The 12,588-nt window shown below is 66.6% G+C and carries 14 protein-coding genes; 12 read left to right on the top strand and 2 right to left on the bottom strand.

Features of this window, described 5'->3' with window-relative positions:
* The first annotated feature begins 33 nt into the window (after nt 1–33).
* The 7 genes from JO391_RS09190 (at nt 34) to JO391_RS09160 (ending at nt 5,176) form a co-directional block, all read left to right on the top strand.
* Nucleotides 34–1,188, top strand: coding sequence for a DSD1 family PLP-dependent enzyme (locus JO391_RS09190; RefSeq protein ID WP_220664242.1), 1,155 nt, complete (start codon nt 34–36; stop codon nt 1,186–1,188).
* 58 nt (nt 1,189–1,246) lie between these two features.
* The gene (locus JO391_RS09185) at nt 1,247–2,221 is read left to right on the top strand and encodes a type I glyceraldehyde-3-phosphate dehydrogenase (RefSeq protein WP_220664241.1); all 975 of its coding nucleotides are present in this window, start codon (nt 1,247–1,249) and stop codon (nt 2,219–2,221) included.
* Nucleotide 2,222: 1 nt separating this feature from the next.
* Nucleotides 2,223–2,480, top strand: coding sequence for a DUF167 domain-containing protein (locus JO391_RS09180; RefSeq protein WP_220664240.1), 258 nt, complete (start codon nt 2,223–2,225; stop codon nt 2,478–2,480).
* Between the two features lie 181 nt (nt 2,481–2,661).
* Complete coding sequence (locus JO391_RS09175) at nt 2,662–2,778, top strand: hypothetical protein (protein ID WP_220664239.1); 117 nt, start codon at nt 2,662–2,664, stop codon at nt 2,776–2,778.
* 716 nt (nt 2,779–3,494) lie between these two features.
* Nucleotides 3,495–3,746, top strand: a complete 252-nt coding sequence (locus JO391_RS09170) for a hypothetical protein (protein WP_220664238.1) — start codon at nt 3,495–3,497, stop codon at nt 3,744–3,746.
* A 49-nt stretch (nt 3,747–3,795) separates the two neighbouring features.
* Nucleotides 3,796–4,248 carry an RbsD/FucU family protein gene (locus JO391_RS09165; protein WP_220664237.1) on the top strand — a complete coding sequence of 151 codons (453 nt, stop codon included), beginning with the start codon at nt 3,796–3,798 and terminating at the stop codon, nt 4,246–4,248.
* 1 nt (nt 4,249) lies between these two features.
* Nucleotides 4,250–5,176 carry a ribokinase gene (locus tag JO391_RS09160; protein ID WP_220664236.1) on the top strand — a complete coding sequence of 309 codons (927 nt, stop codon included), beginning with the start codon at nt 4,250–4,252 and terminating at the stop codon, nt 5,174–5,176.
* A 10-nt stretch (nt 5,177–5,186) separates the two neighbouring features.
* On the opposite strand, the gene JO391_RS09155 is transcribed toward JO391_RS09160, so the two are convergent.
* Nucleotides 5,187–5,537, bottom strand: coding sequence for a hypothetical protein (locus tag JO391_RS09155; RefSeq protein WP_220664235.1), 351 nt, complete (start codon nt 5,535–5,537; stop codon nt 5,187–5,189).
* A 392-nt stretch (nt 5,538–5,929) separates the two neighbouring features.
* Between JO391_RS09155 and urtA the strand changes: the two genes are divergently transcribed.
* Genes urtA through urtE form a run of 5 tightly spaced genes read left to right on the top strand, consistent with a single transcriptional unit; the run spans nt 5,930 to nt 11,877 of the window.
* Complete coding sequence (urtA, locus tag JO391_RS09150) at nt 5,930–7,213, top strand: urea ABC transporter substrate-binding protein (protein ID WP_220664234.1); 1,284 nt, start codon at nt 5,930–5,932, stop codon at nt 7,211–7,213.
* Nucleotides 7,214–7,270: 57 nt separating this feature from the next.
* Entirely contained in the window at nt 7,271–9,205 is a 1,935-nt protein-coding gene (gene urtB / locus JO391_RS09145; RefSeq protein WP_220664233.1) for an urea ABC transporter permease subunit UrtB, read from the top strand.
* Nucleotides 9,206–9,209: 4 nt separating this feature from the next.
* Complete coding sequence (gene urtC / locus JO391_RS09140; RefSeq protein WP_220664232.1) at nt 9,210–10,442, top strand: urea ABC transporter permease subunit UrtC; 1,233 nt, start codon at nt 9,210–9,212, stop codon at nt 10,440–10,442.
* On the top strand, nt 10,439–11,185 hold the full coding sequence (urtD, locus tag JO391_RS09135) for an urea ABC transporter ATP-binding protein UrtD (protein WP_220664231.1): 747 nt from the start codon (nt 10,439–10,441) through the stop codon (nt 11,183–11,185). Before urtC ends, urtD begins: the two co-directional genes overlap by 4 nt.
* Entirely contained in the window at nt 11,182–11,877 is a 696-nt protein-coding gene (gene urtE / locus JO391_RS09130; RefSeq protein ID WP_220664230.1) for an urea ABC transporter ATP-binding subunit UrtE, read from the top strand. The genes urtD and urtE overlap by 4 nt, the downstream gene beginning before the upstream one ends.
* Here urtE and JO391_RS09125 read toward each other — a convergent pair.
* Nucleotides 11,874–12,566, bottom strand: coding sequence for a M48 family metallopeptidase (locus JO391_RS09125; RefSeq protein WP_220664229.1), 693 nt, complete (start codon nt 12,564–12,566; stop codon nt 11,874–11,876). The genes urtE and JO391_RS09125 overlap by 4 nt on opposite strands.
* Nucleotides 12,567–12,588 lie beyond the last annotated feature (22 nt).

Below are 12,588 nucleotides of genomic sequence, written 5' to 3'. Positions count from 1 at the left end.
CGCGGAGGCTGGCAAATCGCCTGTGCTTCGGCCATGCTCGGGCAGCAAACCGGACGAACGCCAGTGACCTCGCCAGATACCCTCGACTTCGGCTTTGACGTTCCTGCCCGACCTGGCATGACCGAGGCCGAGGTTCTGACACCCGCCTTGGTGCTGGACCTCGCCGCCTTCGAACGCAACTTGGGCAAGATGCAGGACCGCGCCGATGCGGCGGGAATGAAGCTTCGCCCGCATGGCAAGATGCACAAGTCGCCATGGGTGGCCGAACGGCAACTGGCCTTTGGCGCCACCGGCATCTGTTGCCAGAAGGTGAGTGAAGCCGAGGCTTTCGTTCGCGCCGGCGTCTTGGATGTCCTGGTGTCCAACGAGGTCCGCCAGCCCGCGATGCTGGACCGCCTGGCCCGGCTCGCGCGCGGCGCCAAGGTCGCCCTTTGCGTGGACGATCCCGGAGGCGTGGAGGCCGCGGCCACGGCCGCCTTCCGCCAGGACGCGACGCTCCGCCTTCTGGTCGAGGTGGATGTCGGTGCCGGGCGCTGCGGGGTGCAGACCCCGGACGAGGCCGTGGCCCTGGCCGACATGATCCGCCAGAGCGAGGGCCTGCGCTTCGCCGGCATCCAGGCCTATCACGGCGCGGCCCAGCACCTGCCCGACGCCGCCACCCGGAAAGAGGCCATCGCTTCGGCCGCAGCCCGGCTGAAACCCGTGCTGGCGGCGCTGAAGGCGGCGGGCATCCCCTGTCCGGTCGTCACCGGAGCGGGCACCGGCACCTTCGCGCACGAGGCGGCCAGCGGCCTGTGGACCGAACTGCAATGCGGCTCCTATGCCTTCATGGACGCCGATTACACCCGCGCCATCGGCCCCGAATTCGAACAGGCCCTCTTTGTCCTGACCGGGGTGATGAGCGCGCCGGTTCCGGGCCGGGCCGTCTGCGATGCGGGGCTCAAGTCGCTGGCGGTGGATTCCGGTCTGCCCCTGGTCAGCGGCGTCGAGTGCGTCGTCTACGAGGGGGCCTCCGATGAGCATGGCACGCTCAGCGACCCCGCCCGGCAGCTGAAACCCGGCGACAAGCTGCGGCTGATCCCCGGCCATTGCGACCCCACGGTGAACCTGCACGACTGGATCGTCGGCCTGCGGCGCGGCAAGGTCGAACGGCTGATCCGCGTCGCCGCCCGCGGCAAGAGCTGGTAGGCGCGGGACTTGCCCTTGGCATTGCCGCGTGATCTGTCTCCCGCCGGGAGGACCAGACATGCGCGTGTTCATCAACGGGTTCGGCCGGATCGGCCGGTCGGTTCTGCGGGCCTGGGCGCTGTCGCCGGGGCGCTGGCCGGGGCTCGAGGTCGTGGGGATCAACGACATCGCCGCGCCCGAGATGTGTGCCTATCTCTTTGAATACGACTCGGTCTTCGGCCCCTGGCGCGGCACCGTCACGCTCGATCCCGGCGCGCTCGTGGTGGATGGCCGCGCGATCCCGCTGCACCGCGCACCGGACCTCTCGACGCTGGATCTGTCCGGCGTGGACCTGGTGATGGAATGCACCGGCCGGGCAGATACGCCAGAGGTCGCGGGGCGCGGGCTGGCGGCGGGTGCCGCGCGCGTACTGGTCTCGGGGCCAAGCCGGGCGGCAGATCTGACCGTGGTGCTGGGGGCGAATGACGCGGCGCTGGCGGGCCAGAAGATCGTCTCCAATGCATCCTGCACCACCAATGCCCTTGCCCCCCTGGTCAAGCTGATCGAGGCGGAGTGGGGGGTGGTCTCGGGCTGGATGACCACGATCCACTGCTACACCGGAAGCCAGCCCACGGTGGATGCCCCGGCGGCGGATGCGGCGCGCAGCCGGGCGGCTGCGCTGTCGATGGTGCCCACCACCACCTCGGCGCAGCGGCTCCTGGACCAGGTGCTGCCGGCTGTGGCCGGGCGCATCCAGGCGGCGGCGGTGCGGGTGCCGACGGCCAGCGTGTCGGCGGTGGACCTCTGCGTCATGACGTCCCGGCCGGCAGAGGTGGCGGCGGTCAACGCGGCTTTCCGGGCGGCGGGCGGGGTGATCGGGGCGACCGACAAGCCCCTGGTCTCGTCCGACCTGCGCGCCCGGCCCGAAAGCATCGTGATGGCCTGCCCCGAGACAAGGGCGGTGGGCGGGGGCATGCTGCGGGTCTTCGGCTGGTATGACAATGAATGGGGCTTTTCCAACCGGATGCTGGATGTCGGGCTGAGGATGGGCTGAGGTGGCGCGCGGGGAACTGGCCCATCTGGCCGTTCCGGGGGCCGAACTCGCGGTGCGGGTCGCGCCGGGGGCCAGCCGCAATGCGGTTAGCCTGGCCGAAAGCGGTCTGCGGGTTCAGGTGACCCAGGTGGCCGAAGGCGGCAAGGCCACCGAGGCGGTGCGCAAGCTTCTGGCCCAGGCCCTGGGCATCGCTCCCTCGCGGCTGGTGCTGGTCCGGGGGGCGACCAGCCGGGACAAGCTGTTCCGGATCGACCCCTGAGCGCGCTCGCACCACGCCCCCGGCCCTGCCTCCCGCACCGTGAAGTGTTAAGTCCAGGCATGGTGCACGACGCCCGCGGTCTTCCGCGATGGCCACCTTTGCGCAGCCTGAACCGATCCGCGAGTTTTGACGCGAGATCCTCAGGGCGGCCGTCTGCGACGATGAAGCCCTCACCGGCTGGATGAAGAAGGCCCGGAAGGTGGACAGCCTGCGCTTCCTGACCATGGACGGCGCGCGCAAGGTCATCACCGCCTTCAAGGCGTGGAAGTCCCGGCCCGCGAAGCCCAAGGCCGCGTGACGCGCGCCGGCACTGAACGCAAGGGCGGGGCCGCGAGGTTCCGCCCTTTGTCATTCCGGCGCCTGGAACCCGCCCGCTCGGCAGACGCTACAGGAGGGCCGCTGGCAGGCTTTTCCGTCGGGGGGCGGTCAATATGGTGGCACATTGCCAACCTCGTTTGAACTCGCCGCGTTTCTGTTTGATTTTCGAAGTGCGGCGCGGGGGTGTCGCCAGGCGGTTTCCGGTCGGGCTTTTGCGCGCTGGAATGTGTCGGTGCGTCCCCGAATCTTGCCAACGCCACGGCAAGGCACCCCAGTACTCGACGGCCTGACCCGTGCTGCTTATGACGCAGTGTTTCTGTGGTGCCCTTCAACAGTAGGACTTGAGGAGGCCGTCTGCAATTGCCATGCAGCCCCAGCCCCAGCCCCAGCCCCAGCCCCAGCTCAGAGCTCCAGCGCCATTGCTTCGCAAGCTGAGCCAAGTTATCGGTCATCCCTGCGGCGACAGCGGAAAGTCGGGGTCCGCGGGGTCCACCGAAAGGTGCTGCCGATGAGGGAACGCCCGTCCCTCCGCCGCCTGAGCACAGCGCCTGATCCTTTTCCCCGCAAACCCTTGCGTCTGTCGCACCCGCGCCCTTGCGCGGATTGTGCCGTTGGAGCCGTCGCAACGGGACTGCATCCCCGGCATGACCGGTGCTCACTTGACGATGCTTTCGGCAGCAATCCGGGGACCAGCCCATGCGGGCAAGATCGACCGACTCCGTCAACGCCATCCGGACCTCTTCGGAAGCCGCCAACCTGATCGCCGCCCGGCACCGTGTCACCGGCATCTATCTGCCCAAGCTGCGCGCAACGCTGAACCAACCCGCCGCCTTCACCACACCTCGCGTGTCGAAAAGTATGAAGTCCAAGTTAATTCGGCTTCGCAAGCCACTGAAAAGACTGAATGTGGCCGGGCGTCCGAGCTCGGACGCCCCTGTCGCCGCTTGACGCCGGCAAGGCCACCGGGGAAACCTTCCCAAGGTTCAGGGAGGGACACATGCTCAAGGGAATCGACCCCCGGCTCACCGCCGAGGTTCTGGGAACGCTGCGCGCCATGGGGCACGGCGACATGCTGATCCTGGCCGACACCAATTTCCCGGCAGATACCATCGCCCGCTCCACCGTGCTGGGCCGCCCCCTGCGGATGGACAACCTGACCGCCGCCCAGGCCGCGCAGGCGGTCCTCTCGGTCTATCCGCTGGATACCTTTGTCCCCGACTTCGCCGCCCGGATGGAAGTGGTCGGCGCCCCCGCCGAACGGCCCCCGGTCCAGATCGAGGTGCAGGCCGAGATCGACGCCGCCGAAGGCCGCTCGCGCCCCATGACCAGCGTCGAGCGCTTCGCCTTCTACGACCTCGCACGGCAGGCCTACGCCGTGATCCAGACCGGTGAGCGCCGGTTCTACGGCTGCTTCATGCTGCGCATGGGCGTGATCCCTCCGGAGGCCTGAGATGAAGCCCATCGTGATCCTCGGCGTCTTTGTCGCCGACACCGCTTACCGCGCCGACCGCCAGCCGAAGATGGGCGAGACCATCCTGGGCCACAGCTTCGTTCTGGGCCCGGGGGGCAAGGGCTCGAACCAGTCCGTCGCCGCCGCCATGGCAGGGGGCGACGTCCACTTCATCACCCGCCTCGGCGCCGACCCTTTCGCCGACATGGCCCGCGCCACATGGGCGAAGGGCGGCGTCACGCCCCAGGTCAAGGTAGATGCCGCAAGCTACACCGGCGCGGCCTACATCTTCATCGAGGCCGCCACCGGCAACAACGCCATCATCATCTCGCCCGGCGCCGCCAGCCGCATCTCAGCGGAAGATGTCGAGGAAAAGGCCGATCTGATCCGTGGCGCCGGGGTGTTCATCACCCAGTTGGAACAGCCGATCCCCGCCGCCCGCCGCGCGCTGGAACTGGCGCGGGCAGGGGGCGCAAAGACCATCCTCAACCCCGCCCCCGCCGCGCCGCTCGACGACGACCTGCTGGGGCTCTGCGATTTCGTGACGCCCAACGAATCCGAAGCCGAAGCCCTCACCGGCCTGCCCGTCACCTCTGTAGCCGAGGCCGAGGTCGCTGCCGATGCGCTGCTGGCGCGCGGGGTGGGCGCCGTGGTCATGACCCTGGGCGACAAGGGCGCGCTGTACCGCGACCGGACGCAAAGCTTCCATGTCCCGGTCATCAGCGCCGGTCCCGTGGTGGAAACCACCGGCGCGGGCGATGCCTTCAACGGTGGCTTTGCCGTCGCCCTGGCCGAGGGCAGGGGGATGCTGGACGCCGTGCGCATGGGCTGCGCCACGGCCGGCATCTCTGTCACCCGCCCTGGCACGGCACCCTCGATGCCCGCAAGGGCCGAGATCGACGAACTGCTCAAGCGGTCCTTCGGCTGATCGCGGCCCGCTACTTCAGCCCGCTGAAGCCATAGGGCGGAAGGTCGTCCTCATCGCTGTCCAACTCGTTCTGCAGCCAGAAGCTGCGGAACCCGCTGGATCTGAGCCACCGCTCCAGCCGGTCGAGGCTGCCCCATTCGCGCACCAGCCCGCGGCTCGACTCGACCCGCGCCCAGGCCCCATCCACCTGCAGAAGCACGGTCCAGGTATGGGGATGGCGCTCCTGGTCACCGAAACCGCCGCCCCGTTGTGCCCGGTACGACCGCACCACCACGGGATAGGCGGTGATCCGCATGGCCGCCACCAGTCCCGGAATCTCGGCCTGGGTCACGGTCAGGGCTGGCACGATCCGCGGCTGCATTCTGTCCCTTTGGCGCAGTGTCCTGACAGAGACACCGGGACCGGGGCGGAAATCAACCCGCCCCCGCGTGTCGCCGGTTGGCGCGACTCGGTCCGCCGTGACAGTCGCCGCCTCTTTTCCGCGCCGCAGCGAAAATGACTGCCCAAGAATGCATCATTTTCCTGCCGCAACTTTGCGCAGCCTGACCGTCGGACGCGCGGCGCTTGCGACGATGCTCACCCTGTCGTGACTTCATGCTTGCCTGGATGACTCCGGGAGACTGGGTGTGCGGTGGCGGGACGATATGGAAGTCCACCCACCACCGCACGGGTGCAACAACGTTGCCGCCTCAATCTAGGCGGCCTTTCCAGCCGTGGAAAGGCCCCGTGGCGGCCCTGAAACAGGGGATGGTGATGACCAACTGGAAGACCTGGCTGGCAGGCGGGGCGATCAGCCTTGGCCTTGCGGGCGGAGCCTGGGCGCAAGAGGACACGATCAAGGTCGGTGTCCTGCACTCGCTTTCGGGGACGATGGCAATTTCGGAAACGACGCTGAAGGACACCGTCCTGATGATGATCGAAGAGCAGAACGCCCAGGGTGGTCTGCTTGGCAAGAAACTGGAGGCTGTGGTGGTCGACCCGGCTTCCGACTGGCCGCTGTTTGCCGAAAAGGCGCGTGAACTGATCACGGTGGACAACGTGGCCGTGATCTTCGGCTGCTGGACCTCGGTGAGCCGCAAGTCCGTGCTTCCGGTGATCGAGGAACTGAACGGCCTGCTGTTCTACCCCGTGCAGTACGAAGGCGAGGAAAGCTCGAAGAACGTGTTCTACACCGGCGCCGCGCCGAACCAGCAGGCGATCCCGGCGGTGGACTACTTCATCGAGGAGTTGGGCGTGCAGAAGTTTGCGCTTCTGGGCACCGACTATGTCTATCCGCGCACCACGAACAACATCCTGGAAGCCTACCTGATCTCGAAGGGCATCCCGAAGGAAGACATCTTCGTGAACTACACCCCCTTCGGCCATTCCGACTGGTCGAAGATCGTGGCTGACGTGAAGGCGCTTGGCGCCGACGGCAAGAAGGTGGGCGTCATCTCCACCATCAACGGCGATGCCAACGTGGGCTTCTACAAGGAACTCGCCGCCGCCGGCATCTCGGCCGAGGACATCCCTGTCGTCGCCTTCTCGGTGGGTGAAGAAGAGCTTTCGGGTCTCGACACCTCGAACCTCGTCGGTCACCTCGCCGCCTGGAACTACTTCCAGTCGGCCGATACGCCGGAAAACAAGGCCTTCATCGAAAGCTGGCACAAGTTCATCGGCAACGACAAGCGCACCACCAACGACCCGATGGAAGCCACCTACATCGGCTTCAAGATGTGGGTGCAGGCGGTCGAGAAGGCCGGCACCACCGACACCGACGCGGTCGTCGCCGCCATGGTCGGCCAGAAGGTCACCAACCTGACCGGTTCCACCGCCGAGATGCTGCCGAACCACCACCTGACCAAGCCGGTTCTGATCGGTGAAATCCGTGCGGATGGCCAGTTCGACATCATCAGCCAGACCGAGCCGGTGCCCGGCGACGCCTGGACCGACTATCTGCCGGAATCGGCTGTGCTCGAGTCCGACTGGGTCACTCTGAACTGTGGCATGTACAACAAGGACACCAAGACCTGTGTCCAGCTGAAGTCCAACTACTGACGCGAAAGGGGAGGGGCCGCATCGGGCCCCCTCCCGCCTTTTCCCTTCGGGATCCCCATGCGCAAGCTTCTGCTTTCCCTTCTCGCCGCGCTGGCGATCGGCTTCGGTCTGCCCGCGAAAGCCGAGACCGCCGCCGAAATCCTTGCCGCCAATGCCGCGCAGGTGGAAAAGCCCTCGCGCCAGACGATCGGTCCGGTCATCTCCGCGCTTGCCGGATCTGGCGATCCTGCCGCGGCGGCCGTACTGTCCGCCTGGGCCGACCGGCGCCTGGCGGTGCGCAAGGCCGATGGGGCCTTTGTCATCATCGACGGTGACACGATCACCGATCCGGCCGGCTCGGTGGTTGGTCCGCTTGTGACGTCCGACCTGACGATCCTCAAGCCCAATGCCGGCGTTCGCGGCCTGATCGCCACTGCGCTGGTACAGTTCACCCTGTCCGATCCCGACCGCGCCACCCGCGCCGCCGCGCTCGATTCCATCGCCCGTGACCCCGCGCCCGAAACGTTGGAGCCGTTGCGTGCCTCGATCGAGGGCGAGACCGATCCGGTGCTCAAGACGCAGAAGGAACGGCTGGAACGCCTGCTGACCCTGCGCTTCGATCCCGACAGCGCAGCGCGTGTCACGGCGATCGACAGCTTTGGCGCCGATACCAGCCTTGACCTGCGCGGCGCGCTGAACCCGATCCTTGCCACGACGCGGATTGCGGCGCAGGGCGATGTGCCCGAGGGCACCAACGTTGCCCGCACCCTGACCGTTGGCCGCGACCTCACGGCAGACGAGGCTTTCGACCTGCTCGTTGCGGCCGGTCTGGCCGCGCCCCGTCTCAGCCTGGCCGATCAGAAAGCCGCTCTGGCCGCGAACATCGTTGATGGAGCGGTGGGCGGCGTGCCCGTGGCCGAGCTGACCGATCCTGCCGCCCGCGACCGCGCCTACACTGCGCTGGAAGCCGCCGGGACGGTGCCGACCGCAGCCACGCCGGACGAAGTGGCGGCCGCCATTGCCGGCGCCACCTTCCTGGAGACTTATGCCGAGCCCGATCCTGCCGTGACCGAGGCCGCCGCGGCTGCGCTGCAGAAGATCCAGCTTCAGCTGGGCCTCATGCAGGCGGCCGACCTTGCCTTGGACGCCATGTCGCTCGCCTCGATCTACTTCCTCGCCGCCATCGGCCTTGCCATTACCTTCGGCGTGATGCGCGTGATCAACATGGCGCATGGCGAGTTCATCATGATGGGCGCCTACACCGGCTATGTCACCCAACTCTGGATCAGCGACTACACCGCCTCGATCCTCGTGGCACTGCCCTTGGCCTTTGCCGTGACCTTCCTTGCCGGGGTGGCGCTGGAACGGCTGGTGATCCGGCACCTGTACAAGCGCCCGCTTGAAACGCTGCTTGCCACCTTCGGCATATCCATCGCGTTGCAACAGCTTGCCAAGAACATCTTCGGCACCCAGGCCCGGCCGCTGACCGCGCCGTCCTGGCTGGACGGGGCGCTCAGCTTCAACGACGTGGTGTCGATCTCCTACATCCGCATCGCGATTTTCGTCCTCGCCCTTCTGTTCCTGGGCTTCTTCCTTTGGCTGATGAAGCGCACCCGCCTCGGGCTGGAGGTTCGCGCCGTGACGCAGAACCCGACCATGGCGGCATCCATGGGCATCAATCCCGGTCGCATCAACATGCTGACCTTCGGCATCGGGTCAGGGATCGCCGGTATCGCGGGCGTCGCCATCGGGCTTTTCGCCAAGGTCACGTCCGAGCTTGGGCAGGACTACATCGTGCAAAGCTTCATGACCGTGATCGTGGGCGGTGTCGGCAACATCTGGGGGGCACTGCTTGGCGCCACGATGATCGGCTTCCTGCAGAAGGGGATCGAGTTCCTGAACCCCTCGAACACGCTGGCGGCGCAGACCTACATGATCCTGTTCATCATCCTCTTCATCCAGTTCCGCCCACGGGGCATCATCGCCCTCAAGGGCCGCGCGGCGGGGGATTGAGCCGATGACCAAAGGCTTCCTGTCGCGCAACCCTTCGGTCCTGTGGTTCCTGCTGGTGCTGTCGATCTTCACGCTATCCGTGACCTTCCTCTCGGAAGCCTATGGAATCGCATTCGTTTCAACCTCCTTCGTAAAGGTGCTGGGCAAGACGCTCTGCCTTTGCCTCGTGGCCCTGGCGATGGATCTGGTCTGGGGCTATACCGGCATCCTGTCGCTTGGCCACATGGCGTTTTTCGCCATCGGCGGCTACATGATCGGCATGTGGCTCATGTATGCCCGGACCGAGGAAATCGTGATCCAGGCCATGTCCGCCGACGTGATCCCGCCCACGGCGGACGAGATCCGGAACGGCATCGCCACGCAGATCTTTGGCGTGGTCGGCTCCTCCGAACTGCCGCCGGTCTGGGCCTTCGCCCATTCGCTGACCTTGCAGATGCTGCTGATCCTGCTGATCCCCGGCCTTCTGGCGCTGGTCTTCGGCTGGCTCGCCTTCCGCTCGCGTGTCACCGGCGTCTATCTCTCCATCCTCACGCAGGCGATGACGCTCGCCCTTGCGCTTTGGCTCTTCCAGAACGACTCGGGCCTTCGCGGCAACAACGGGCTTTCCGGGCTTCAGAACATCCCCGGCCTTGGCGATGTCAGTCAAGACCGCCTGTCCATCTGGTTCTTCTGGGCCTCGGCTCTGGCCCTTGGTCTTGCCTATCCCATGCTGGCCTGGGTCGTCTCGGGCAAGTTCGGCTCGGTCATCCGCGCCATCCGCGATGACGAGGCGCGGGTGCGCTTCCTCGGCTATCCGGTCGAGGGCTTCAAGCTCTTCGTCTTCACCATGACCGCGATGATCGCCGCCATCGCCGGCGCGCTCTACTATCCGCAGGCCGGCATCATCAACCCGGCCGAGCTTGCGCCGATCGCCTCGATCTACCTGGCAGTCTGGGTGGCCATCGGGGGCAGGGGGCGCCTCTATGGCGCGGTGATCGGCGCGGCCTTCGTCTCGCTTCTGTCCAGCTGGTTCACCGGCGGCCGCGCGCCCTCCATCGACCTCGGCTTCTACACCATCAACTGGGTGGACTGGTGGCAGGTGCTGCTCGGGCTGGCCTTCGTGCTGGTCACGCTGTTCGCGCCCAAGGGGCTGGCCGGCATCTTCGACTGGCTGGAAGGCATCCGCACCCCTGACCGCAAGGGCGCACCGCTTGGTCCCGACGACGGGTCGCTCCAGGAGAAGGAGGCCCAGCAATGACCGCGCTTCTGGAGGTTTCCGGCGTCTCCGTCACCTTCGACGGCTTCCGCGCCATCAACAACCTGTCCTTCACCATCGGCCCGCAGGAATTGCGGGCCATCATCGGCCCGAATGGCGCCGGCAAGACCACGTTCATGGACATCGTCACCGGCAAGACCCGGCCCGACACCGGCAAGGTTCTCTGGGGCGAAAAGTCGATCTCGCTCCTGTCGATGTCCGAAAGCCGCATCGCCCAGGCCGGCATCGGACGCAAGTTCCAGCGTCCCACGGTGTTCGAGGACCAGACCGTCACGGAAAACCTGATGATGGCGCTGAAGGCCCCGCGGTCGCCTTTCCGCGTGTTGGGCTGGCGCGCGACAGCCGCCGACCGCAAGCGGGTGGAGGAATTGGCGGTTGAGGTCGGGTTGGGCGATCAATTGCCCCGCAAGTCGGGGGAACTGTCGCACGGCCAGAAACAATGGCTGGAAATCGGCATGTTGCTGGCGCAGGAGCCGCGGCTCTTGCTGGTGGACGAACCCGCCGCCGGCATGACGCTGGCCGAACGTGAGCATACCACCCGGCTTCTGGTCGATCTGGCGAAGACCCGGGCCGTGGTGGTGGTGGAACATGACATGGATTTCGTCCGGCGGCTGAACTGCCGGGTGACGGTGCTGCACGAAGGCGCGGTGCTGGCCGAAGGGTCCTTGGACCATGTGACGGCCAATCCGCAGGTGATCGAAGTCTATCTGGGGCGCGGCGGATGATTACGACCAAGGGCCTGACCCTGCACTATGGCGGAAGCCAGATCCTCTATGGCATCGACTTCGAGGCGAAGGCCGGCGAAGTCACATGCATCATGGGCACCAACGGCGTAGGCAAGACCAGCTTCCTGAAGGCGCTGGCCGGCACCCATCCCCGCTCGGGCGGCGAGGTGACATTGGCGGGCGAAAGCCTGCCCCGACTGGCCGCCCAGGACATGGCGCGGCGCGGTCTGTCCGTCGTGCCGCAGGGGCGCATGATCTTCCCGCTGCTTTCGGTGCGCGAGAACCTGGAAACCGCCTACTCGGTGCTGCCCAAGTCCGAACATCGTGTGCCCGACGAGGTCTATGAGCTTTTCCCGGTGCTGAAGGACATGTCGCACCGGCGGGGCGGCGACCTCTCGGGCGGCCAGCAGCAGCAGCTTGCCATCGCCCGGGCCATGATCATGAAACCCAAGGTCCTGCTTCTGGACGAGCCGACCGAGGGCATCCAGCCCAACATCATCCAGCAGATCGGCCGCGTCATCGGCTACCTGCGCAACAAGGGCGACATGGCCATCGTGCTGGTCGAACAGTACTTCGAATTCGCCTATGGCCTGGCCGACAGCTTCTATGTTTTCCGGCGCGGATCGGTGTCGATGTCGGGCACCAAGGCCGACCTGTCCAAGGACGTGCTGAGGGCCGAGGTTTCGGTCTAGCCGTCGGCCTGCATCCAGCGGGCTTCCTTGGCGGCAATCGCCGCGATGCGGTCTTCGGTCGCCGGATGGCTCATCAGCCAAGCCGGCGTGCCGCTGCCCGCCCCGCCGGTCAGGTGGCCGAGCTTTGACAAGAGCGACTTCTGCGGCGCCGTGCCGATCCCCGACTTGATCAGCAGGGCTGCGGCCCATTCGTCTGCCTCGTACTCGTCGCGCCGCGACAGGCCGGCCATCAGTGCTGTCGAAAGCCCACGCGCCAGCAGCACGCCCAGGCCGGGGATCAGCCGTCCCAACACCGCTGACAGCATGACGAAAACTGCGTTCTGCCCCGTGAAATCGATCATGCGCCGCCGGGAATGGCCAAGCGCCACATGGCCCAGTTCATGCGCGATGACCGAGGCCAGTTCCTCGGTCGTCACTGCCCCGGCGCGATGCCGGTCCAGAAACCCCTGCGTCAGGAAGATGCGCCCGTCCGGCGCGGCCAGCCCGTTGATCGCGGGCACGTCGAAGACATTCACCGCGATCTTCGGCAGGTCGAGCGCCTGCGCCAGTCGTTCCGACACCTTCACCAGTTCCGGGTCGGTCAGCGGGCGCGACCGCGTGTCCAGCATCCGAGCGGTCCGCCATGCCGAAAACTGCAGCATGGCAAAGCCGTAAAGCAACATCAGTACGAGCGGTAGGAACTTCAGCATGGGGACAATATGGGATCGGGCG

It is taken from the genome of Neotabrizicola shimadae (assembly GCF_019623905.1).
Lineage (GTDB): Bacteria > Pseudomonadota > Alphaproteobacteria > Rhodobacterales > Rhodobacteraceae > Neotabrizicola > Neotabrizicola shimadae.
Note: the sequence above shows the minus strand (reverse complement) of the source record. Positions and strands in the feature narration are given on the sequence as shown.

Coding starts and splice junctions, on each gene's coding strand:
- JO391_RS09160 (WP_220664236.1), top strand. CDS start 4,250: ATGAAGCCCATCGTGATCCTCGGCGTCTTTGTCGCCGACACCGCTTAC.
- urtE (WP_220664230.1), top strand. CDS start 11,182: ATGATTACGACCAAGGGCCTGACCCTGCACTATGGCGGAAGCCAGATC.
- urtD (WP_220664231.1), top strand. CDS start 10,439: ATGACCGCGCTTCTGGAGGTTTCCGGCGTCTCCGTCACCTTCGACGGC.
- JO391_RS09170 (WP_220664238.1), top strand. CDS start 3,495: ATGCGGGCAAGATCGACCGACTCCGTCAACGCCATCCGGACCTCTTCG.
- JO391_RS09155 (WP_220664235.1), bottom strand. CDS start 5,537: ATGCAGCCGCGGATCGTGCCAGCCCTGACCGTGACCCAGGCCGAGATT.
- JO391_RS09175 (WP_220664239.1), top strand. CDS start 2,662: ATGAAGAAGGCCCGGAAGGTGGACAGCCTGCGCTTCCTGACCATGGAC.
- urtB (WP_220664233.1), top strand. CDS start 7,271: ATGCGCAAGCTTCTGCTTTCCCTTCTCGCCGCGCTGGCGATCGGCTTC.
- urtC (WP_220664232.1), top strand. CDS start 9,210: ATGACCAAAGGCTTCCTGTCGCGCAACCCTTCGGTCCTGTGGTTCCTG.
- JO391_RS09165 (WP_220664237.1), top strand. CDS start 3,796: ATGCTCAAGGGAATCGACCCCCGGCTCACCGCCGAGGTTCTGGGAACG.
- JO391_RS09185 (WP_220664241.1), top strand. CDS start 1,247: ATGCGCGTGTTCATCAACGGGTTCGGCCGGATCGGCCGGTCGGTTCTG.
- JO391_RS09125 (WP_220664229.1), bottom strand. CDS start 12,566: ATGCTGAAGTTCCTACCGCTCGTACTGATGTTGCTTTACGGCTTTGCC.
- JO391_RS09190 (WP_220664242.1), top strand. CDS start 34: ATGCTCGGGCAGCAAACCGGACGAACGCCAGTGACCTCGCCAGATACC.
- urtA (WP_220664234.1), top strand. CDS start 5,930: ATGACCAACTGGAAGACCTGGCTGGCAGGCGGGGCGATCAGCCTTGGC.